This window comes from Flavobacterium sp. AK-345, from assembly GCF_058310175.1.
Window position 1 is genome coordinate 633,270 of record NZ_JBZEER010000002.1, and the last position, 24,112, is coordinate 657,381.

Annotated in this window: 13 protein-coding genes; 2 read left to right on the plus strand and 11 right to left on the minus strand. The window is 34.9% G+C overall.

Going from position 1 to position 24,112, the window contains the following annotated elements; genetic code table 11:
* Positions 1-136 precede the first annotated feature (136 nt).
* Entirely contained in the window at positions 137-589 is a 453-nt protein-coding gene (locus tag AC4FQ3_RS06865; RefSeq protein WP_491181367.1) for a DUF1810 domain-containing protein, read from the plus strand.
* A gap of 253 nt (positions 590-842) precedes the next feature.
* Complete coding sequence (locus AC4FQ3_RS06870; RefSeq protein WP_491181368.1) at positions 843-1,433, plus strand: hypothetical protein; 591 nt, start codon at positions 843-845, stop codon at positions 1,431-1,433.
* A gap of 226 nt (positions 1,434-1,659) precedes the next feature.
* On the opposite strand, the gene AC4FQ3_RS06875 is transcribed toward AC4FQ3_RS06870, so the two are convergent.
* The 11 genes from AC4FQ3_RS06875 to AC4FQ3_RS06925 all read right to left on the minus strand — a co-directional run bounded on the left by AC4FQ3_RS06875 (position 1,660) and on the right by AC4FQ3_RS06925 (position 23,962).
* On the minus strand, positions 1,660-2,643 hold the full coding sequence (locus tag AC4FQ3_RS06875; protein ID WP_491181369.1) for a M20/M25/M40 family metallo-hydrolase: 984 nt from the start codon (positions 2,641-2,643) through the stop codon (positions 1,660-1,662).
* 200 nt (positions 2,644-2,843) lie between these two features.
* Positions 2,844-3,890 (minus strand): sialidase family protein, encoded by a 1,047-nt coding sequence (locus tag AC4FQ3_RS06880; RefSeq protein ID WP_491181370.1) that lies wholly within the window; start codon positions 3,888-3,890, stop codon positions 2,844-2,846.
* A 73-nt stretch (positions 3,891-3,963) separates the two neighbouring features.
* Positions 3,964-5,292: a sugar MFS transporter gene (locus tag AC4FQ3_RS06885; RefSeq protein WP_491181371.1), complete on the minus strand. Its 1,329-nt coding sequence runs from the start codon at positions 5,290-5,292 to the stop codon at positions 3,964-3,966.
* Between the two features lie 195 nt (positions 5,293-5,487).
* On the minus strand, positions 5,488-7,089 hold the full coding sequence (locus tag AC4FQ3_RS06890) for a SusD/RagB family nutrient-binding outer membrane lipoprotein (protein ID WP_042566703.1): 1,602 nt from the start codon (positions 7,087-7,089) through the stop codon (positions 5,488-5,490).
* Between the two features lie 26 nt (positions 7,090-7,115).
* Positions 7,116-10,223 (minus strand): SusC/RagA family TonB-linked outer membrane protein, encoded by a 3,108-nt coding sequence (locus AC4FQ3_RS06895; RefSeq protein WP_491181372.1) that lies wholly within the window; start codon positions 10,221-10,223, stop codon positions 7,116-7,118.
* Between the two features lie 255 nt (positions 10,224-10,478).
* Positions 10,479-13,139 carry a glycoside hydrolase family 3 protein gene (locus AC4FQ3_RS06900; RefSeq protein ID WP_491181373.1) on the minus strand — a complete coding sequence of 887 codons (2,661 nt, stop codon included), beginning with the start codon at positions 13,137-13,139 and terminating at the stop codon, positions 10,479-10,481.
* A 12-nt stretch (positions 13,140-13,151) separates the two neighbouring features.
* Positions 13,152-15,392, minus strand: coding sequence for a GH92 family glycosyl hydrolase (locus AC4FQ3_RS06905; RefSeq protein WP_491181374.1), 2,241 nt, complete (start codon positions 15,390-15,392; stop codon positions 13,152-13,154).
* A gap of 10 nt (positions 15,393-15,402) precedes the next feature.
* On the minus strand, positions 15,403-16,887 hold the full coding sequence (locus AC4FQ3_RS06910) for an alpha-L-fucosidase (protein ID WP_491181375.1): 1,485 nt from the start codon (positions 16,885-16,887) through the stop codon (positions 15,403-15,405).
* Between the two features lie 98 nt (positions 16,888-16,985).
* Positions 16,986-19,310: a glycoside hydrolase family 20 protein gene (locus AC4FQ3_RS06915; protein ID WP_491181376.1), complete on the minus strand. Its 2,325-nt coding sequence runs from the start codon at positions 19,308-19,310 to the stop codon at positions 16,986-16,988.
* Positions 19,311-19,317: 7 nt separating this feature from the next.
* A complete protein-coding gene (gene lacZ, locus AC4FQ3_RS06920; RefSeq protein ID WP_491181377.1) occupies positions 19,318-22,458 on the minus strand; it encodes a beta-galactosidase, LacZ type in 3,141 nt (1,046 codons plus the stop codon).
* A gap of 478 nt (positions 22,459-22,936) precedes the next feature.
* Positions 22,937-23,962 (minus strand): isoaspartyl peptidase/L-asparaginase family protein, encoded by a 1,026-nt coding sequence (locus tag AC4FQ3_RS06925; RefSeq protein ID WP_042566710.1) that lies wholly within the window; start codon positions 23,960-23,962, stop codon positions 22,937-22,939.
* Positions 23,963-24,112: the final 150 nt, after the last annotated feature.

Here is a 24,112-nt window from a genome sequence, read left to right on the forward strand (position 1 = left end):
ATATAAACAATAAATTGAATTCAGCATTTACATTTGACATGTTGTTAAAATGATTAATAAAAATCAAATTAGACTTTATTTAATCAAGCATAGGAACGCTCAAAACTTTTATGAATCCTTTTAAAATTCAATACAAATGGTTTACTTAGATACTGACTTAATGCGATTTTTAGATGCACAAAACAAACTTTATCTTACTGCACTTTCAGAAATAAAAAAAGGCAAAAAACAAACTCATTGGATGTGGTTTATCTTTCCACAAATAAAAGGACTTGGCACTAGCAGCGTTGCCAATTATTATGCAATTCTCGATCTGAAAGAAGCTAGTGAATTTTTGCAGCATCCCGTATTAGCAAAACATCTTATAGAAATTTCAAAACTTTTACTGACTTTTAAAAGAAAATCTATTGAGTCTATTTTGGGAGATTTGGATGCTCGTAAACTACGTTCATCCATGAGCCTTTTTTCACAAGTTGAAAATGCTGACCCAGTATTTAAGGAAGTTTTAGATACATTTTTTTCTGGTCAGTTAGATTCACAAACTTTGTCATTAATTAATTCTTCTAGTGTGAAGTTGGCTGTGGCTTAATTTTAAAAATATAGTGGGATAAATTAATTTCCTAGTCTTATTAAACTATTGATAACAAAAGTTTTCAATAGTTTTTTTGTATCAAAATGTCTGGAAATTATTTCCAGCTTATAATATAAATCTAAAAAGACTTTCAAACTTGTTTAATTTTTATAGATCTTTGAACGTACACGAGCGGGGTTCATTCCAATAAAATAAACGGTTTTCTTAAGTGGCAAGTTCCGGGTAGTGATAGAATTATAAACCCATAATTATGAGATTACGAGAGTTAAAAAACAAATATGAAGCCAACGTATTTAATGAGTTATCAGACGAAAATTTAGTTGGCAAAGCAGCTGAATGGGAGTACTATTCGGCTATTCGGCTAAATGGAATAATAGCAATTGGATGGCTTTCAGATGATAATATTTTACTAATTAATCTAGATGGAATTTTTATTTATGATATTCTTAAAAAGAATATCATATTTAGTGATTATGAGAATTCATTTAGAAAAAATATATCTGATGATAATCTGACTTATTTTGTTCAAAGTAAGTCTGAAACTGTATTTATTTTTGGATTAAGAGGTGGTGGTGGAAATTTATTAACAAAAGATCATACATGGAACATAGAAATTTTTGACATTACTTGGAATATTAAGGTGCCTAGACTCTTAAATTGTAAGAATGGAAAAAAATATTTTTTAGAGTTGCAACAAAATAGTTATGAGGGAAATAAATATTTAGGATTTTCAAAGTCAGAAAATTATTTTCTAATTATGGGAGATGGAGGTGTTGACGTTTTTTCCCGATTACCTAATTACAATGAACCAGATGGCTCAGATATATCAACACGACGATAGCGCGGAAATTCTTTCTGTGCCCGCAACAAGACACAAACAAAATCAAAACAAAAAGCAACTCGTAACTGGGTTGCTTTTTTATGTTGTAATCATATATAAACCAATGGAAAATTTAGCAATACACCAAAAGTCGTTAAACATTAAGCAGTCTTTATAAACCTTTCAGACACATAAAAAGCTTCTGGATTCTGCTTGTCGTAGATTTTCAACACCATGTCAATCTTTTCTAATCCTGATTTATAAAAACTAACTCTTCATCATAATCTGCAATTGAAGTCAAAGCTTTATAAATATACTTCGCCACCAAAGCCCCACCCTCAACATTAATCAAATCAATATCATCTTCGGGAGTATGATATTGTGGATGTCCTCCTGTATGGAAACCTATTACAGATATTCCAGATTTGTAAAATGAAACATGATCAGAACCTCCCACTTCTCCAGCGTGAATTACGGGATTGAGCCCGCTGTTTTCTCCAAGTTTTTTCATTAGTTCTACTCCATCGGGAAAAGTTCCGGCACCACCCATGTAGATTTGTTTTTCTGCATTTAATCTTCCCACCATATCCATGTTAAGCATTACTTTTACGGCGGTTTTTTCGACTGGTAAATGCGAAACGAAATATTTAGATCCTAATAAGCCTTCTTCTTCTCCGCTAAAGGAAATGAAAATAATACTTCGTTTTGGTTTGATTTTCGCTTTAGATAATTCTTCTAATATACACAACAAAGCCGAAACTCCAGATGCATTATCATCTGCTCCGTTGTGAATCGCTACAACATCTTTCTTTTTACTTCCGGATGCTTGTCCGCCCCAACCCCAATGATCGTAGTGTGCTCCAATTACGATAAATTCGTTTTTTAGATTTTCATCAGATCCTTCGATATAACCGACAACGTTTTGGGTTTTAACGCTGTCTGATTTTACTTTATTCAAACCTTCTTTTACAAAAAGACTGAAAGATTGATAATAACTATCGTTGAACTTTTTCAGACCATATTTCTTAAAATATTTTTCGATATAAGCTGCTGCATCATTATTGCCTTTTGTTCCAGGAAAACGACCTTGCATTTTATCTGACGAAAGATATTTATCGTGTTTGTAAAATGTTTTAGGATTGATTCCATTTTGAGCATTAATTGCAATATTGGCAAATAATGTAAATAGTAATACAGTCTTAAATTTTGAATTTTTAAAAAGTTTCATCATAAGCGTTTATTAATTTAACACATAGAGACATAGTATTCGTAGCTTAAAAAAAGGCGTTTCACTTGCATTAACAAACATAGTTTCTTTGGGACTATGTGTGGGAAACTAGTTTCTTTTTATATTCTTTTTTTACTCATTTCAATATAAATCTATGTTTCTATGTGTTAAAACAAATTATAGCAACGAGTTATGCTATTTATCTAATTCACATCAAAACTTACGTGCTTGATATATTTTCGATTATAAGTATATAAAACATGAACTTTTTTATCTGAGGTTTGAATAATAGCGGGGTAACTAAATTCTCCTTCGGGTTGATATTCAAGGTCGAAAAGTTTGTTCCAATGAATTCCGTCTTTTGAATGTTCAACATCTAATACATTTCTTCCATTGAACCAGTCTTTCCCTTGCTTTAGTGGGTTATTAACTACCAAAAAAGATTTTTTAGATAAACTTAAGGCATCAATTCCTGAATTTGAATTCACAACATTTATACTATCTGTATGATTCCAACTTTGACCACTATCCTGCGACCAGCTTGTAATTAGTTTATTGTGTTTGCTTCGAAATAACATCTGAATGTTTTTATCTGAATGCATCAAAAATGTCGGCTGAATAATATCGAAATTCTGATTGTTTTCGATGTTTATTTTCTCCCACTTTCCGGTTGCTTCCGTGTAGGTTTCTACGTGGCTTCTCCATTCGTTTTTTTCTACACTTTCGGTACTGCTTCCGCATAAAATAACTCCCGGCGTTGCTTCAATCGGTTTGTTTTTTATCGGACCTAAAATACCTTCTGGTAAATATTCGGGATTGCTCCATGTCGTTCCATCATCTTTAGAAGTAATCATAGCGCCAAACCATTCTCTTGGATTTTTACCGACTTTATAAAACAAGTATAAGGTTTTACTTTTGGCTTTAAATAAAACCGGATTCCAACAAGCCAGAGTGTCTTTTTCCTTTATTAAAGGTTTAATCAAGTTTTGCGGTGCAGACCATGTTTTGTTTTTATAGTTTGAGAAATAAATTCCAACGTCTTTTGCACCTTCGTAACTTCCGCCAAACCATGCCGCCATAATTTCGTTTGGTTTTATTTCGACCAAAGTTACAGCGTGACTGTTTGTAGTAATTGGTTTTTCTGTTATAAAATTATTTCTAATATTATAAGCTTGTGGGTTCTGTTTTTGAGAAGTACACGTAATACTTATCAAAACGAATAATAGTATTGAATGAAATTTTGAAATCATTGTATTGTAAAAGTTTTTAAAGTGAAATTTGAATGGCAATTTCAAATCTCACTTTTCAATTTAATGGCGGGAATTATTTTTTGCTCAGGCCTAATTTATGTCCCCAAACAGCATAGTATAAAATAATGATATAACATGGCAACAAAATCCAATATCCTTCTGTAGCTGCTTGAGCTGTTGCAAAAGTATCATTGATTCCAAACGAAACCATATCGGCTTTGGTTAAATCTACAATTTTTCCATATAAAGGCGGAATAACTGCTCCTCCGGAAATTGCCATAATCAACAATGCCGAAGCTGTTTTGGTAAACTTACCCAAACCTTTTAATGTTAAAGGCCATATTGCCGGCCAAACAAGTGCATTTGCAATTCCTAGCGCTGCCACAAAAAGTATGGAAACAAAACCTGTAGTGAAAACGATGCAAAAACAAAATATGATGCCTAAAATAGCACTTATTCTTAAAGCCAAAGCCTGAGTAATAAATTTCGGAATTAAAAATACACCCAAAATATAAGTACCTACCATTGCCATTAAGGTAAACGTGGTAAAAAACTTAGCATCTGCTGCTGGAAAACCTAATGAAATACCATAAGCAATAATTGTGTCTCCAGCAATAACCTCAACACCAACGTACATGAACAAAGTTAATACGCCCAGCCATAAATGCGGAAACTGAAAAATACTTGTTTTTGTTGTTTCGCCTTCTTTTGATTCTTCAATTGGTGCCGCTTCAACATCTGGCAAGGGGGCTTTTAAAATTAAAACTCCCAAAACAAATAAAACAATAGCCATTATTAAATATGGTGCTACTACACTATCAGCCATCGTATCTAATAATTGTGCTTTTTCTGTAGCGTTTACAACACTCAATTTTTGTTGGATTTCATCAATTCCTGATAATAAGATTGCTCCAAAAATTAAAGATCCCAGTGCACCCGCTATTTTATTGCAAATACCCATAATAGAAATACGTTTTGCAGCACTTTCAATTGGCCCCAAAATAGTGATATAAGGATTTGATGCCGTTTGTAATAATGTCATTCCTGTACCCTGAATAAAAATACCCATCAAAAACATCCAATAGGTTCTCGCTTCAGCTGCTGGTATAAAAATTAAAGCACCTAATCCTATAATAAACAATCCGAGTGACATCCCTTTTTTATATCCAATTTTATTTAAAATATAAGATGCTGGCAAAGCCATCACCACAAACGAAATATAAGATGCTGATGCTACTAAAAGTGATTGCGCAGATGTTAATTCGTTTATTGTTTTCATAAACGGGATTAATGCGCCATTAATCCAGGTTACAAATCCAAAAATAAAAAATAGTCCGGCAATAATTAGTATTGGTATTAATGTGGTTTGGTTAGATGAGGATGGTTTATTGGTATTAGCCATAATTTTATTTTTTGCTGGTTATCTTCTTTCTTCATTTTTATTGACTCACATTAAAAATTGAGATAACCTTTTTTATTATTCTGTTTTCATTGTTTTGTTTTTGGCTATTTTAGAAATAGTCGTATAAAACAAAAGGAGAGTTACCTCTCCTTTTATCTTTAAAGTAACGAACCTCTTTATCTTTACTTTATTTATTTATTTGATGTCCCACCAAAGTCTTGTACCACCTGAGTCAGGACCTCCAAGTTTTGTGATAGCATCTGTAACGGCATCTCTGTTTGAAGAGTATTCGTTTGTAACAAAGATTACACGTTTCATTAAACTTTTTCCAACACCTGCTTCAACATTATCTGTGTTAATAGGTGGGTAGATTACTTTTGCATCACTTCTACGTAAGTCAGCCCATGCTTCCCAAGATTCAGGGAATATTGCTAAATATTTTTGAACCGCAATTTGTGTACGTTGGTTTGCTTCAGAAGCGTCCCATGCAACAGGAAGCGTTACCGGAACTGTTTCTAAACCTATAGTTGGGTAAAGAGCTGCAGCAGATGGTACAGATGGTGTAGATGTTCCTGCAATATAATTAGCAATCGCAGTTGGATCTGTAATTCCCCATTGTCTCAATGATAATGAAATCCCCTGCTCGTATAAAAATTGTGCACTACCATTCATATTCCATCCATTCAATGCACCTTCAGCTCTGCTTAAATAATTTTCAGAAGCCATGAAGATTTCAATATTTTTAGTTTCGCTAAGAGTTCCGTTAGAACCGCTTCCTAATACGTCATTATTAAACATAGAGAAAGTTGTTGTTCCAAACTGACCTTGTAAACCTCCAACTGGTCGACCTCTATAAAATTGAGCTGCAGGTGCAGCTGTAGGATTAGCTGGTGCGAACCATTTAGCAAGTCTAGGATCACCATATCCTACAAGTAAACTTTCCATAGATGCAGTCATATAATACCCCCATGCATTAACAATCATATTCATGTTGTTTGGTGTAATATTACTAACTTTAAAAGTAGCACTTTCCTCATTATTTTCTATAACACCCGCAGCTACTGCAGCTTCTGCCTGAGTTTTTGCTTTTGCAGGATCTACATCAGAAATTCTTAAGGCTAAACGTAATCTCATACTGTTACCAAATCTTTTCCAGTTTGCAACATTTCCTGAATACACTCTGTCATTTGGCTGAAGTGCAGCCACTGTAGTTACAGAAGTACCACTAAGTGTAGCATTTGCTTCGTCTAACAATTTGAAAAAATCTCCGTAAATAAAATCTACACTATCATAAGGTACTTTTTCTTTATTATTTCCTGCTTCTGTGTAAGGAATTGGACCATAAGCGTCTACCATTTGATTGTACATGAATACTTTCCATATTTTCAATACAGCAAGAGCTTCTGCATTTCCTTCAGATGCTTTAATAGCATTGTTCAAAGCTGGTACAGCAACTGTGTAAAATCTTAACCATCCACGTCCTTCATAACCATTTACGAAAGCATTTCTTTCTGTACCATATCCACAACTAAGATATTGTGTAAACGTTGATGGTAAAATACCTGTTGCAATACCCCAGGTTCCCTGATCATCAACTCCTGGAGATGAATAAGAACCGTTGTGTATCCCTGCATATAATGCTGACGCAAACGCAGGACCTGCAAGAGTTTGATCTAACTGATCTTCTGTTAAGGTATTTTTGTTCGTATTTATTTCATCAAAATCCTTAGTACAGCTTGAAAAAACAGCGAGCATCGACACGACAACTCCTATTGTTTTAATTTTATAATTTTTCATATTATCTCTCTTTTTTTAAATTAAAATTAAAATCCAAACCTTACATTAACACCGTACTCTCTTGTTGAAGGAATGTTAAAAGATTCAATACCTTGTAAATTTCCTGTACCTGCTCCAGCTTCTGGGTCAAAGTATTTTGCTTCATTCAAGAAGAAAAATAAGTTTCTTCCAACTACTGAGAAGTCAATACTTGCGAAACCAGTGTTTTGTAACATACGTTTTGGAAGAGAATATCCAAAAACAAGTTCTCTTAATCTAATGTTTGTAGCATCATAAATAAAAGGCTCTGCTACCGGAGTTCTTTGTCCGATTGCTGTCCAATATTGTTCTGCAGTAATACTTGTTGTATTTGGAGCATAAGTAGTTACACCACCAGTAGTTGTTCCTACAACACCATCAACAACAATTCCGCCTTCTCTTCCTGCCAAAGTAATATCACTTACACCTAAACCAGCTTGTCTTGCTTGTGTATAAGAGATCACTTCTCCACCAATTCTGAAATCAACAAGGAAACTTAGTGAAAAATCTTTGTATTTGAAATTATTTTTTAATCCTGCAGTCCAGTCCGGGTTAAAGTTACCGGCACGAACACTAAAATCATCTGTTGCTAAAGGTATACCTGCAGCATTTACAATCATTTGACCATCTGGAGTTCTTTGGAATCCTTTTATGTATAAATCTCCATATTCTCCGCCTTTGACAACTTTACTTCTAACCAATCTTCCTTCACCAATAACCAATTCCTCTCTGTTATCGTAAATAGAAGTAATTTTAGATTTATAAGAAGCATAATTCGCCATAACATCCCAAGAGAAATTTTCTGTTTGAATTGGAGTTGCAGTAAGCGTAAGCTCGATACCTTTGTTTTCGATATCTCCACCGTTTAATACAGCTCTTGATTTTGAAGAAGACTCTGGAGTATTAATGTAGAAAATCTGATCTGATGTTTTTGTTTGGAAATAGGTAAAATCCAATCCTAAACGATTTTTAAAGAATCTAACATCTGCACCAAATTCAGAAGAGCTTGACATCTCTGGTTTTAAATTAGGGTTTGCAGCTGTAGTTTGAGAATATAACATACCTCCATTACCACCAATGTAAGATAATTGAGAACTTGTTTGATAAGGATCTGTATCATTACCAACTTTTGCGTAAGAAGCTCTAACTTTTGCAAAGCTAATAACTTCCGGCAAAGTAGCCATGTCAGAGATTACTGCTGAAAGACCTGCTGATGGATAGAAGAAAGATCTGTTTTGAGAAGGTAAAGCAGAAGACCAATCATTTCTAGCTGTGATGTCTAAGAATAAGTAGTTTCTGAAACCAATTTGAGAGAATCCGTAAACAGAGTTAACTTGTTTTTCTGACATTGCTGAAGTAGATGTAACTGTTGCAACATTAATTAAAGAAAAATAGTTTCTTTTACTTAAAACTCCTCCAGATGTTAAAGAAGAACTAGACTGTTTCAACATGTTGGCACCAGCATTAAGACCAATTGTGAAATCTCCAAATTTCTCTTTATAAGAAAGTAATGCATCAGTATTAAATTCACTTACTGTTTCATAGAATTCACTATATGAACCTAAGTTGTTGTTAAATGCTCTGGTTGCATATCTGTTTCTAATTGTTTTATTAGTCATTTGATCTAAACCAGTTCTTACCTGTAAACTTAAAGTATTTGTAATATCATACTTAAGAGATGCAAGACCAATAAATCTGTTTCTTCTGTCATCGCGTGAATCGTCACGTAATGCAGACCAGTAAGGATTTCCTCCTGGAGAACCTGCTTCGTCAATAAAGTAATTTTGTTGCAATTGACCTGCAGCATCAGTATATTCAAAATCTCTGTATTCATTAAATTTAATACTACGAGGCAATAAATAAGCTGATGTACCGATAGACTCCTCACCAGTTCTTAATAAATTATCAATGTTTTGAACGATGTAGTTTGTTTTTACATCCAAAGAAAATTTATCAGATAATTTACTAGTCAATCTTAAGTTAAGGTTGTGTCTGTCTAAAGCATTACCCTGAACGATACCTTCTGCACGCGTATTTGTATAAGAGAAATACCCTTGCGCTTTTTCATTTCCGGTAGTGATAGATAATGTATTTGCTAAATTATAACCTGTTTTATAAAAATCGATAACGTTGTTTGGCTGTGGGCTGTAATCTGTAGTTGCAGGTCCTGCATAATTAGGATTACGTTGCAACTGCCATGCTGCAACCTGTCTTCCGTCTAATTTTCCTCCCCAGCTTGATACAGAAATAGGATTATAAACTCCTCCATCTCCCTGACCGTACTCGTTTTGGAAATTTGTCAAATTGTAAGCTGTAGAAGCCATAAAATTAGATGACAACGAAACTGAAGTTTTACCAGCTTTACCAGACTTAGTAGTAATAATGATAACACCATTACTCGCTCTGTTTCCGTAAAGTGCTGCAGCAGATGGTCCTTTAAGAACTGTCATCGAAGCAATGTCTTCAGGGTTAATGTTTGAAATACCATCTGGCTGTGTAGTTCCTCCTGTATCAATATCAGGATTACCAGTTGTAGTTCCGTTACTAATTGGCACACCATCTACTACATATAATGGTTGGTTATTACCATTAAGAGACCTGTTACCTCTTAAAGTAATTCTTGATGAACTTCCTACACCATTTGAAGTCGTAGAATAGTTAAGTCCTGCTACCTTACCAGAAAGTGAGTTGGCAACGTTTAAAGACCTGGCTTGAGACACCTCAGCTACATCAATGTTCTGAGCAGAATAAGTAACCGCTTTTTTCTCTCTTTTAATACCAAGAGCAGTTACTACTACTTCGCCTAACTGATGCGTATCTGCACCTAAAGTTACATTGATAGTAGTTTGTCCTGAAACAGGAATCTCTTTTGAGGCAGAACCAACATAAGAGAAAACTAAAACTGCTGATTGATTGGGAACATTGATACTAAATTTACCATCAAAATCTGTTGATACACTAGTTTTCGTTCCTTTAACGACAACATTTGCTCCAGGGATCGGAATTCCGCTAGAAGCATCTGTTATCATTCCCTTTACTGTTGTAGTTTGTGCATGAAGATTTTGAAATCCAAACAAGCACACCAACAACAATAATTTTAGTACGTCTTTAATCATATAGGTTGTTTTTTGAGTTAATAACATGTTAAATTTAAGGATCCCGTTTGTTAACTAAATCATTATTTCGACAAATGACATCTTTGAAAAGGTGTTCGACAAACTTTTGTTTAAAACCCCTGATTTTACTATTAAAATCCTTACGTTTTCAGGGGTTACATATTATTAATCTTTACGTTTTATCAGTTTCTTAAAGGAATTCGAAATAAAACACTTAAAACACTACGTATTTTACTTTCCCCTTCGTCGAAAATACTATTCCACAACCTTAAAATTTAACTTTTGTAAATCTGTAGAATTCCCGCCTACCATAACTTCAAAGTCTCCCGGCTCAACAACTCTCTTCATTTCTCTGTTCCAGATAGATAATTCATCAGCCGTTAATGTAAATTCTACTTTTTTGGTTTCGCCTTTTTTAATAAACAACCTTTTGAAACCTTTTAATGTTTTTCTCGGAGTCGTTACACTACTATATACATCCTTAATATATAATTGTACGACTTCATCTCCATCATAATTTCCTGTATTTTTAACATCTACACTTACTTTCAATTCACCATCGGCTTTAATTTCTTTGGTGTTGATAGCAAAATTTGAATATTCAAACTTGGTATAACTTAAACCGTAACCGAATGTGTATAATGGATTTTCGCTTTCAGAAACATATCTGTGAATTGCAGATGGTTTTTGGTTGTAATATATAGGTAGCTGTCCAACTGATTTTGGAACTGTAATTGGCAACCTTCCACCCGGATTATAATCTCCAAATAAAACATCGGCCACAGCTCTTCCTCCTGCTTCGCCCGGAAACCAGGCTTCAACAAGAGCCGGAATATTTTCGCTGATCCAATTTGTTGAAAGTGGACGACCGTTTAACAACACGCAAACGACCGGAGTTCCTGTTTTCTGGATCGCTTCGATCAATTCTTGCTGCATTCCGTGTAAGTCTAAACTCGCTACGTCTCTGTTTTCTTCAACCAATTCATTTGATTCTCCTAAAACCACAATCGCAACATCTGCTTTTTTAGCAATATCGATCGCCGGCTGAAAGTTTACTTTTTCCAGATTCCAACGCAAGTGCGCTCTGGCTCCCCAGCCGCCTTCCCACATTTCGATGCGGACTTTGTATTTTTTACCTGCTTCAATATTTTTTGGCGTTGTCACCATACTTGTAGCACCTTTTGTCCAATTGTCAATAACCAATTGATCATCAACCCACATTCTGATTCCATCATCTGAACTTAAGCCTAACCAGCCGTCAAATGACTTTTCTGATTGAATATAACCTGTCCAGCGAATAGAGAAATCATCATCTGTAACGCCATCACCAGGAGACCAAGGCCAGTCAAATTCCAATTGACTATCAATACGCGTTAATACCGGATTTCCTTCTACATTTCTGTTATTGAAATATTCACCTTTTAATCCGTTTTGAGATCCATCAGGAGTAAATAAAAATTTTGACGGAATGATTTGTCCTTTTACAATTAAAGAAACACCTTCTTCATAAAGTACATTTGTTTTTGCACCGGCAACTTGCTTAATTCCTTCAAGAACCGTAGTTCCAACTTTGTTTTTTACAGCATATCCCCCTAATCTTGACGCATCAGCATTTGGTCCGATCACGGCAACTGTCTTAATATCTTTGCTTAAAGGCAGAATATTATTATCATTTTTTAATAAAATAATAGATTTTCGACCCGCTTCTAAAGCAGCTTCCTGATTTTCTTTCGTATGAAAACGCTCTTTAATTAAGTTTTTATCTGTGTATGGGTTTTCGAATAATCCCAATAAAAATTTAAGTCTTAAAACACCACCGGCAGCACGGTCAATTTGCTCCATCGTCAGTTTCTTTTCGGCTACCAATTCTATGATGCTTTGTTGCCAAAATTCATTTGTAAAATCATAAAACTGCATATCAACTCCAGCAGCAACCGCTTCTCTAATACTTTCTTTTGGAGAGTTCGTTACATAATGTGTCGTTTGAAGGTATTTAATCGCGCCTAAATCTGAAACTACAATTCCTTTAAAACCCCATTCTTTTCTCAAAACATCTGTCAATAACCAATGATTTGCAGCACAAGGAATTCCGTCTAATTCAGAATACGCACACATGGTTCCTAAAGCGCCGCCTTTTCTAAATGCTTTTTCAAATGATGGAAGATGATCTTCACGAGCCGAACGTTCTCCCACTAAAATTGGAGATGAATTTCCTCCCGCTTGCGGAATTCCGTGAACAGCGAAGTGTTTTGGTTCTGAAATTATAGTACGATCTGATCTTAAATCATCGCCTTGCATCCCTTTAATCATCGCCAAACCAATCTCGCTGTTTAAGTAAGCATCTTCTCCAAAAGTTTCTGCAACTCTTCCCCATCTTGGTTCGCGACCCAAATCTAAATTCGGACCTAAACCAAAATGAACTCCGTGCGCTCTGGCTTCCATGGCAATTACTTTACCTACTTTGTCCATTACATTAGTATCCCAGGTCGCGCCCAAACCTATGTTCATTGGGAAAGCTGTACTTCCGTCATCCAGATATCCGTGCAGCATCTCGCACATAATAAGTGCCGGAATTCCCCATTTGTTATTTTTAATTACTTCACTTTGAAGGTCATTGATCATTTTTGCCGAACGCGGATAAAGATCATGAATCGCTCCAATTCCTAATTTTCCAATTTTAGCATCTGATTTTGATTTAGAAAAATCTTCTTTTTCTTTAAAAAGTTCACCTCTGTACATATCCATTTGGCGGGCTTTTTCCTCCAAACTCATTCTACTTAACAAGTCTTTTACCCTGTCTTCAACAGGTAATTTTGAATCTTGGTAAGGGTATTTTTTCTGCGCATGGCTCTGGTTAAAAAAACCTACAGCCATTACGAGGATAATGGCTGTTTTTTTAATTCTTAATTGTAACATAGTTGTGTGTTTTTAATTTTGAATCACTTTTAGTGTTTTTCCATTCACAAAATCTTCATGAGAAATGAAAAAGCTATTTAGTGTTTTTCCGTTTAATTCAATTGAATTGATTTTTCCATCAGTATTGATTTCTTTTTCAATTACAATATTTTCTTTTTTATAATATTTTGGATCTAATTTGATGGTTATTTTATCAAACATTGGCGTTGTAATCGTATAAATTGGATCTCCCGGAGAAATTGGATAAATTCCCATCATAGAATATACCAACCAAGCCGACATTGTTCCGGTATCGTCATTTCCAGGCAATCCTTTTGGTTTATTTTGAAAATATTCCTTCACCAGTTTTTTTACCATTTCCTGCGCTTTCCATTCGTCTCCTTTTACGTAATTAAACAAGTAAGGATTGGCAATATCCGGCTCGTTTGCCATATCAAATTGTTTGATGTCAAATACTTTTTGCAATTGGTCGGAAAACTCTTTTTCACCGCCCATTAATTTGATTAATCCTTTGATATCATGCGGAACCATAAAAGCATATTGCCACGCATTTCCTTCGATAAAACCAACATTTTCTTCAAAGTTTGCTCCGGATACAGGATCAAACGGTTCATACCATTTTCCGTTAGCCGTTCTTGGTCGAAGTAATTTTAAATCGCTGTCATATAATTTTCGGTAGGATAATGAGCGTTTCGTAAAACGGTTATAATCATCTTTTTTACCCAAAGCTTTCGCTAAAAGTGAAATGGCATAATCTGAAGTATTATATTCCTGTGTGGTAGAAACCGGTCCACGATAATTAGTTGACAAATACCCTTTTTCAATATATTCTTTTAGTCCCGGACGCAACGGATTATTTTCGATTTGATCTGCACCTTTTAACATCGCATAATACGCTTTGTAAATATCAAAATCCTGAATTCCCTTTAAGCAGGCATCAACGATAACGATGCTCGCCGGATCGCCCACCATAGTAAATGTTTCTGTCGAATTTAATTCCCATTTTGGCAGCCAGCCGTTTTCATCATACATTTCTAACATGCTTTTTATCATATCTGATTGTTGTTTAGGATAAACTAAAGACGTTAACGGATGCATGTTTCGATACGTATCCCATAAAGAAAATGTGGTATAGCGAGTATCTTCGGTTTTAGCAATCTTGGTTCTTTTTATTACAGGATACTCTCCGTTATAATCGTTTAAAGTATTGGGATGAATTAAAGTGTGATATAATGCGGTATAAAAAATCGTTTTATCGTCTCCTGATCCGCCTTCAACTAAAATCTTCGAAAGTTCTTCGTTCCATTCGTTGTAAGTATCTTTATAAACAGCTTCAAACGATTTGTTTCCGGTTTCTTTTTCTAAGTTTTCTCTTGCATTTTCGACGCTCACATACGAAATTCCAATTTTCACCTCAACCGTTTCCTGTTTATTAAACTTATAGGTAAAATAAGTTCCAATACTGTCACCAACAACCGTTTTAATGGTATTGTCCATCATTCTGGTTTTGCCGTTGTAGGTCATCCATTGCGCTTCTGTACCTTCATATTTTGATGGCTTTTTCCAAACGCCGAATTTATCCGCAGGTTTTGAAAACTTCGCCACAAAATATACCGGATAAGCATCTTCGGGACTATTATAACAAAACGAACCAACGGAACGCATTCCTTCAATTTCTGTAGAAGAAACCACTTTTACCATCGCACCTTCTTCATTGGTTAAACCTAAACCAAGATTCAGTAAAATATTCGATTGTCCTTTCGGGAAAGTAAATTTGCTTACGCCTACTCTTTTTGATGCTGTAAACTCAGCTTTTACATTGTATTTATCAATATCTACACTGTAATAGGCCGCTTTTGCAACTTCGTTTCTATAGGCCGAACCGTATTTTAAATGATTGGTTTCAACAGCTCCCGTTGTTGGCATAAGTATTAAAACCCCTAACTCCGGACAGCCAACGCCGCTTATATTAACCTGGCTGAATCCTGTTAAAAATGTATTTTCATTTACATAAGGATTCGAAAGCCACTGACTGTCTTTTTCTAATTTATTTTGCTTTCCGGCAACATTAAACGGACTAATACTTGCCATTCCTCTTGGCGCAATTGGACCCGGAAAAGTAGCTCCGTAATTAGAAGTTCCAATAAACGGATTTACAAAATCAGCAGGCTGCTGCGCAAAAATACTGATGCTAAAAAACAGCATGTAAAAAATACATGCTGTTTTTATAGTTATCCTTTTGTTTAAAAACATAATCTTTTTTCTATCTGTTAATAGCTTCGATTTTTAAAGTCCATGCCTCTTTACAAGGTAAATTGTTTCTCAAGCTTTCCGGAATTACAACTTTAAATCCTTCTGCTTCTTTTGTCCATTTCAATGAAGTTTTTGAACCTAACATTGTGATTTTTGTTCCTTTTTTAGGATTGATAGCTTTCACTGTAACTGTTTCAGGGATTTTATCTTCTCCTTCTTTAGCCAAATAAAACAAGAAAACATTTCCGGTTTTGTTTTGCGTCATACAAATATTTTCTTCTTTAAAAGGTTCGATTGGTTTTGTGTTATAAATCGCTGTGCCGTTTACTTTCATCCAATCACCGTAAGCTGCCAGTAAATCATAAGCTCCTTGCTGCCATTCTCCTTCAGGGCTTGGAGCAACATTCAATAATAAATTTCCACCTTTTGCTACAATATCAATAAGCATGTGAATTCCTTGTCTTCCAGTTAAATAAGTTGCATCCGGAGAATAAGACCATCCACCGCCAGAAGTAATACAAGATTCCCAAGGATAAGGCAACGTTTTAGCAGGAACACGACCTTCAGGAGTTAAATAGTTTTGGTTTTTTCCGTGAACAGCTCTGTCTACTACAATTAATCCTGGTTGTTTTTGACGTGCTTTTACAACCAATTCATCCATTTTAGGATCCTGATCTACAACTCTGTGTTTAATGAAACCGTTTTTAGATTCATTTTCTGCGAATTTTTCTTCGTAGTTTTCTTTTAGGTTTTGTTGGTCTCTTTTTCTAACCCATCCACCATCTAACCATAAAATATCGATTTTACCGTAATCAGATAATAATTCTAAGATTTGGTTGTGTGTAAAATCAACATATTTCTGCCATTTTTCAGGATATAAAGACGGATCGTAATTTACGTTTCTGTCGAATGGAGGAAAATAGGGATCCCAGTAATTTTCGTTATGCCAGTCTGGTTTAGAAAAATAAGCTCCTGTTGAAATATTTTCGGCTCTAAAAGCATTAAAAATTTCTTTTGCAATATTGGCTTTTGGGTTTGTACTAAAAGCACATCCTGCGTCAGTTACTTTATAATCAGAATATTTAGTGTCGTACATATTAAATCCGTCATGGTGTTTTGTTGTAAAAACCATGTATTTCATTCCGGCATTTTTAGCGGCTTTTGCCCATTTTGCAGGATCAAATTTTGTTGGATTAAATGTTTTTTTCAAGCCTTCATAATCTTTTACATATTGATTATAACTAGCAGGATTACTTCCTTTTTTACGCTCACACCATCCATAATCTTCTGGACAAATAGACCATGATTCTACAATTCCCCATTCGCTATATGTTCCCCAGTGCATTAACAATCCGAATTTTTTGCCTTGCCATTCATCTAAATTTTTCAACACCAGCGGATCCGTTTCCGGTACATAGCGCTCATCTTCGTAAATGGCTTGTGAAAACATTTGAACCGAAAATAAAAGTGCGATTATGAATATTCCTCTTTTCATCTTTAATCTGTTTATTGTTTATTATTCTTTGTTTTTGGTATTATGCGTAATCCAAGCTTTGTCAGAGTTTAAAACTTTGACAAAGCTTTTGTGCGTGTTTAATTCACTAAAATTTCATCAACAAACAACCATGAAGATTCGCCTTTTGGGCTTTTCTTTAAGTTATAGGCGATTACTTTTACAAATCTTGCATTGCGTTTTTCAAAACTGATTTTAAAATCTTTCAATTCTGAGCTTACATTCGCGGCATACGGACGCATCACTTTTCCAACTTCTTTATACGTTATTCCATCATTCGAAACCAAAACTTTTATCTGAGTTGGGAAATTAACTCCTGCACCCTGACTTTCTAAAGCTCCAATGGTTACTTCCTGAATACTTTCTTGTTTTTCAAGATCAACTACAAGTTCCATATCGTTTACCAACCAGGCTTGCCATTGTCCGTCATGAAAATTCTTCGAACCCCTAACGGTATTGATCATCGTCGTTTTTCCGTCTCCTTTGTAATTATCATTAAAAGGAGTTAAGTAACTTACTTTCTTAGCAAATCCTTTATGAAAAATAATAGTATCTATAAATGTTTTTCCAACTGGTTTATCATCCTGAAATAAAGATGCTTTAAGAATAGTAGTTTCTTTAAATTCAATTGGACTTGTATATTTTATTGGATTATGTTCGATGTTTTTATCTCCCAAAACATAGCGAATGTCCGGGTTTGGAAACTCATTTTTCAACGTGACATTAATTTGTTTTTTAGCCAAATCTGCAGTTGAAGAAGCTGTTACCAAATAAGCACTTTTTGCATAATTAATTCCTAAGTAATTGTAACGCTGCATTAAAGAAATTAGTCTTGGCGTAAAATCATTCCAGTTACGGCTTTCTTTTGTACTCCATAAAGTTTCTGATAAAGCGGCCAATCTCGGGAAAATCATATATTCTGAATCTTTTGGCCCAGGTAAATGTTCTGCCCATAAATTTGCCTGTCCGCCTAAAACATGTTTGGCTTCTTCAGGCGTCATTCCGGGAACAACAGGATCAAATTTGTACACTTCATTCAAAGGATTATAAGCATCAAAAGCTACAGGTTCTTCATTTTGCGGGCCTTGATAAAAATTAAAATAACAAGGAGATTCCGGTGTCATGATCACATCGTGACCTTGTTTTGTGGCATCAATTCCTCCTTGTGTTCCTCTCCAGCTCATTACTGTTGCATCTGGAGCCAGACCGCCTTCTAAAATTTCATCCCAGCCAATGATTTTTTTTCCTTTAGAATTGATGTATTTCTCCATTCTTTTTACAAAATAACTTTGTAATTCGTGGGTATTTTTCAATCCGTTATCTTTCATTCTTTTTTGGCAGTTCGGACATTTTTCCCAATTGGTTTTTGTGGCTTCATCACCTCCAATATGAATGTATTTTGAGGGGAAAATGGTAATCACTTCATCAATTACATTCTGCAAGAATTCAAATGTAGTTTCTTTTCCTGCGCAATAAATATCTGTAATAGGCCATAATCCGCCTGACGGAACGCCAATACGCTGATCAAAACAAGCCAGTTCCGGATATGATGCAATGGCGCTGCTTACGTGCGCCGGCATTTCGATTTCAGGAATAATTTCGATGTTTTTAGTTGCTGCGTATTTTACAATTTCTTTTAACTCTTCCTGCGTTAAAAATCCGCCATAAGTTCCTTTTTCATCTGGATTTGTAGTCAATCTTGCATTCCAGGCAAGGTTTTCCTGATCCACTCTCCAGGCTCCTACTTCGGTTAATTTTGGATATTTTTTTATCTCGATTCTCCAGCCCTGATCGTCTACTAAATGCAAATGCAAAACATTCATTTTGTGCATTGCCAAACGATCTATGGTTTCTATAACGTAGTTTTTATCAAAGAAATGACGTGATAAATCGAGCATTAATCCTCTCCATTGAAAACGCGGTTTGTCATTTATAACCACATTCGGAATTTGCCATTTTTGGTTTGGCAGCGCATTTTTACTTTCGATAACAACCGGAAGCAATTGTCTGATACTTTCTAAAGCATAAATAAAACCTGCATTTCCTTTGGCTGTAATCGTAATATTTTTAGAATTTACATCTAAAATATAGGCTTCTTTTTCTAAATTCTGATCAACTTTAAACTGTACAAAATTACTTTGCGGAACTGATGTAGAAAGCTGAGGACGGAATCCTCCTGCTTTTTCAAACTTACTGATCAAAGCATTTGAAATTTCTTTTTGAGAATCTGTAGCTGCTACAAATTTTGTAGCCGCAGAAAATTCAAAAACACCTTTATTAATTAATAATTGCGTTGTTGGTTTTGGTATAATCTGAATATCCTTTTCTGTATATATTTTTTGGCTGTAGCCGAAATTAAAAACAGTCAGGAAGATTACGATAAGGAATGGTTTTAAAACCCTCATAATTGAATTATTTTATTGATGGTGTAATTTTAAATTGATATTGATACGCTTTTTCTTCAAGCAAATATTTTTTCATCGGCCACGCTTGCCAACTGTCAATTCCGCCAACTCCCATTTGTTTCGAATCGATTTTTAAACTAGTTAAATCTCTTTCTTTCAATTCGGCAGCGTGTCTTTGGTCTTTTTGCAATCCATCGTCTAGATCTTCATTTAAAAAGTGTAAAGCTGTAGTTGCCAAAAATTCATCTGATGTCACTTTTATTTTCAGTTTATCATTTGATAATTCTAACCAGCGAACTTCTGTTTTATTTCCGGTTTCCTGCGGACGGATATAAGGATAATATTGTTCGGAAACGGTTTGATTGTAAATTCCGACTTGTGAACTGTAATTTCTGTCGATGTAATTTTCCTGTGGACCTTTTCCGTAATACGTAATTGAGCTGAAATCTTTTGGCAAAATCATTTCCATACCAAATCTTGGCAGCATCGGAATTTCTTTATTTTTATCGATATTCAATTGTTCTTTTACGTTTAATTCTCCGTTGCTGTTGAATTCGTAATTTAAGATTATTTTTGAAGAAACAGTAGGTAAATTATACGTTGCTGTTACTAAAATTTTATTGTCTTTTGTTACAGAAGATACCCAGTTTATAAGTATCGGATTTTCTGTCGCATCTTTCCATGCTTTTAAATTCACCTGAAAATTAGCTCCAAAATCATTGTCGTTTGGCGCTCTCCAAAGGTTTGGTCGCAATTGGTATCCATCCTTTAAAATAGGCTCATTATTGAATGTATAACCTGTAATAAATCCTGTTTTTTTATCGAAAGTTATAGTCGCTTTATCACTTTTAAATACAGTTGCATTGGCTTGTTTTTCAACCGAAATTTTTCCTGTACCCGCTATTTTTATATCATTTTTCCAAGTTCCGGTAAGAGGCAATTGATCTGTCGCAATTTGAAATCCTTTTGGTAAAAACGGTTCCTCTTCTTTAATATGATATGTTACCACAATAAAAGCTTCCTGAAACTCCTTTTGTTCTACATTAACCGGAAGCTGATACGTTTTAGTTTCTCTTGGTTTTATGTCTAAATTATCAATTGTTCCCATTGCATCATCTTTTCCGTCGAGAACTAATTTCCAATGTAAACTAACATTGCTTAGATCTTTAAACGAAAACTCATTGTACACTTTAATAGTTGCTGTTGTTTTATCTTCCCACGAAGTTAAAATATTTTGCATCACATTTCGCATTTCTAATGCATGTGGATTCGGTTTTCTGTCAACTGTAAAAACACCATTATTTACGAAGTTGTTGTCGCTTTTTACATCTTTTGGTCCAAAATCTCCTCCGTAAGCCAAAATACGAGTTCCATCTTCCGTTGTTTTATAAACAGACTGATCGATCATATCCCAAATAAATCCTCCCTGAAAGTTTGGATATTTACGAATTACATCCCAATAATCTTTGAAATTCCCCATAGAATTCCCCATCGCGTGTGCATACTCGCATTGAATGTAAGGTCTTGAAGGATTTGGGTTTGCCAAAATATATTCTTCCATTTTATTTGGAGAACTGTACATTGGGTCAATAATATCAGAATCCCATTCAAATTTTAAATCTTTTCCGTCCCAAGCCCCTGCAGTAGCTCTTTCGTACTGAATTGGTCTTGATTTATCTCTGTTTTTTATCCACAAATAACCTCTGTAAAAATTGTATCCGTTTCCTGCTTCGTTACCCATACTCCAGATAATTACCGAAGTATGATTTTTATCTCTTTCGATCATACGCTGCATACGCTGAATGTGCGCTAATTCCCAATCTGGTTTGTTACCCAAAGTTTTGGTAATATCGTAACCCATTCCGTGCGATTCTATGTTTGCCTCATCAACAACATAAATTCCGTATTTATCGCATAATTCATAAAAATATTCATCGTTTGGATAATGCGACATTCTTACCGCATTGATATTAAATTGTTTCATTAATTTAATATCTTCTTCCATACGTTCTCTTGAAATGGTTTGTCCTGTAACCGGATCAACTTCATGACGGTTTACCCCTTTTATGTAAACTGCTTTTCCGTTTACTAAAAGTTGTCCGCCTTTAATTTCTACTTTTCTAAAGCCTACATTTTGATTGATAACTTCAATAACATTTCCTTTTTTATCTTTTAAAAGAAAACTTACCTGATACAAATTCGGAATTTCTGCACTCCATTTCTTCGGATTATTTACAGCGAAGTCAAAAGTTTGTTTTTCGCTTAAAGCGGAAATAACTTTTGAAGTAATAATTTTATCACCTTCTTTTAACTGAACATCTAAAGTATAACCGTCTTTTGCATTTAAATTCGAAAACTGAGTTGAGATTTTTAGACTTCCGTTTACGTAAGAAGCATCTAAATCAGGAATAATTTCGTAATCTTTTAAATGCGCTTTGTTTCTGGCAATCAAGTAAGAATCTCTTGTGATTCCGCTCATTCTCCACATGTCCTGACATTCTAAGTACGAACCGTCATTCCACTTCATTACCTGCAAAACAATGCTGTTTTTACCGGTTTTTACATATTTATTTAAGTTGAATTCAGACGGCAATTTTCCATCTTCGCCATAACCTACATAAACACCATTTACCCAAACTGTAAGATTGGATTTTGCAGTACCAATATGAAGAAAAATATCTTTTCCTTCCCATGATTTATCAATTGTAATTTCTCTTCTGTAAACTCCTGTCGGATTGTATTTTGTGGGCACAAACGGCGGATTTGGTGCCATTAAATAATCAAAATCGTAAGTTGTATTTACATATACAGGATACCCATAACCATTAACATCCCAGCTTGCCGGAATTTTAAAATTGTCCCAGGCTGTATCGTTAAAGTTCGTTTTTTCAAAATCTTTTGGAAGTGCGCTTGGGCTGTCAACATATTTAAATTTCCAGGCTCCGTTGATATCTAAGTAATTCTTAGATTGTCTCCATTCATTTTTAGCTGCCAATGCTTCATTTTCATAAACATAATAAGCAGCGTGCATGGGCTCTCTATTATCTTCATTGATTTTTTCATTTTGCCAGAAAGGAGTTTTATCCTGTGCCTTAACCGAAAATATTGAAGCTATTAGTAATAGTAATATGGATATTCTTTTTTTCATTATTTGTTTTTTTATTCTCTCTTTGTATTTTTTTAAAACACATAGAACATAGATTTTCAAGTTAAAAAAAAAGGTGTGGGGCTTTAATTCTAATCTTATGAGAGAGTAAAATCTATGTTTTTTCTATGTGTTTAAATTTTAGTTTATTCAATTTTCTGCAAAACTTGTCTTTTCGATTTCTATGATAAATCATTTTTTTAGGAGCAAATCCCGCTATCCGTTGCAATCTTTTGCTCCATTTCATTACACAAAAGGATTTCCACTTCTATCGGGGCTAGGGCAATCATTTTCATAAGAAATATTTTCGTCTGCTTTGTCATTTCGGCGGAGAAATCACGTAAAGTGAAGACATATAGTACGTCGCTCTCTGGATGTGATTTCTCCTCCGTCGAAATGACAAAAAGGTTAGTAAATGGCGCAGCAAAAAAATCCGCTTTATCTGCTCAATCCGCGTCATCCGCGTGCCATAATCGCATTCCTATTTATCCCACGACATTTTAAATTTTGCATCTTCCATTCTGTGTCCATTTTCGTCGTCAGAAACGGCATAGTTAAAACCAGATCTTAAACTGTAACCAGCGTGTTCTCCATTTTTATTCAAAGCGATAAAACCAACCTGAAGATATTCCATGTCTTTGTGGTTTTTATGCTTGTTGTAAATACGTTCTGTAATTTCTTTACAGGCGTCAAAAGGCGATTTTCCCTGACGCATTAATTCTACAACCATTGCACTTCCTGCGGTCCTAATAACGGCTTCACCTAAACCAGTTGCCGCAGCGGCGCCGACTTCATTATCCAGAAAAAGACCCGCGCCGATTATTGGGGAGTCACCAACGCGTCCGTGCATTTTCCAGGCGGCGCCACTTGTTGTACAGCCTCCGGCAAGATTTCCATCTTGATCTAACATTAGCATGCTTATCGTATCGTGATTTTCGATATTAATCACGGGCTTGTATTTTGAATCTTCCAACCATTTTTTCCAGTCTTTTTCAGACTCCGGAGTTAACAGGTTCTCTTCTTTAAATCCTTCTGATAAGGCAAATTGCAAGGCTCCTTGTCCGGCCAGCATAACGTGAGGTGTGTTTTGCAACACTCTTTTTGCAACCGAAATGGGGTGCATAATTCCCTGCAGAAAACATACTGAACCACAATTACTATTATGGTCCATAATGCAGGCATCTAATGTAACTTTTCCTTCGCGATCCGGATATCCTCCATAACCAACACTGCGGACATTCGGATCTGCTTCAGGAATTTTCATACCAGCTTCAAGCGCATCTAAGGCTGATTTTCCGGCTTTTAATTCTTTCCAGGTTTCCTGATTAGCTGGCAAACCGTGATTCCATGTTGAAATTACGACTGGCTTTTTTGTCTTTTTCAAAGGATTTTCTATCTCCTCTTTTTCATCTTCCCTGCTATTTGCAAATCCGCTATAGCCTAAAACTGAACTTACGGCCAATGTCCCTAAAGTTGTTTTTTTGATAAAATCTCTTCTATTTGACATATGCTTATTTTTTAGTTGTAATCCCTGTGATGTTTTATTTTGTTGAATTCTTTACAATTTATTTTAACACATAGAAACATAGTTTCAATATATAAAAAAGTCCTTTTACTTAAAATAAATCTAATAGTTGTATGCGAAAAAAAATAGGAT

What these genes read in the sequence shown, in the direction of transcription:
- AC4FQ3_RS06865 (WP_491181367.1), top strand. Translation starts at nt 137, where the DNA reads ATGGTTTACTTAGATACTGACTTAATGCGATTTTTAGATGCACAAAAC.
- AC4FQ3_RS06870 (WP_491181368.1), top strand. Translation starts at nt 843, where the DNA reads ATGAGATTACGAGAGTTAAAAAACAAATATGAAGCCAACGTATTTAAT.
- AC4FQ3_RS06875 (WP_491181369.1), bottom strand. Translation starts at nt 2,643, where the DNA reads ATGATGAAACTTTTTAAAAATTCAAAATTTAAGACTGTATTACTATTT.
- AC4FQ3_RS06880 (WP_491181370.1), bottom strand. Translation starts at nt 3,890, where the DNA reads ATGATTTCAAAATTTCATTCAATACTATTATTCGTTTTGATAAGTATT.
- AC4FQ3_RS06885 (WP_491181371.1), bottom strand. Translation starts at nt 5,292, where the DNA reads ATGGCTAATACCAATAAACCATCCTCATCTAACCAAACCACATTAATA.
- AC4FQ3_RS06890 (WP_042566703.1), bottom strand. Translation starts at nt 7,089, where the DNA reads ATGAAAAATTATAAAATTAAAACAATAGGAGTTGTCGTGTCGATGCTC.
- AC4FQ3_RS06895 (WP_491181372.1), bottom strand. Translation starts at nt 10,223, where the DNA reads ATGATTAAAGACGTACTAAAATTATTGTTGTTGGTGTGCTTGTTTGGA.
- AC4FQ3_RS06900 (WP_491181373.1), bottom strand. Translation starts at nt 13,139, where the DNA reads ATGTTACAATTAAGAATTAAAAAAACAGCCATTATCCTCGTAATGGCT.
- AC4FQ3_RS06905 (WP_491181374.1), bottom strand. Translation starts at nt 15,392, where the DNA reads ATGTTTTTAAACAAAAGGATAACTATAAAAACAGCATGTATTTTTTAC.
- AC4FQ3_RS06910 (WP_491181375.1), bottom strand. Translation starts at nt 16,887, where the DNA reads ATGAAAAGAGGAATATTCATAATCGCACTTTTATTTTCGGTTCAAATG.
- AC4FQ3_RS06915 (WP_491181376.1), bottom strand. Translation starts at nt 19,310, where the DNA reads ATGAGGGTTTTAAAACCATTCCTTATCGTAATCTTCCTGACTGTTTTT.
- lacZ (WP_491181377.1), bottom strand. Translation starts at nt 22,458, where the DNA reads ATGAAAAAAAGAATATCCATATTACTATTACTAATAGCTTCAATATTT.
- AC4FQ3_RS06925 (WP_042566710.1), bottom strand. Translation starts at nt 23,962, where the DNA reads ATGTCAAATAGAAGAGATTTTATCAAAAAAACAACTTTAGGGACATTG.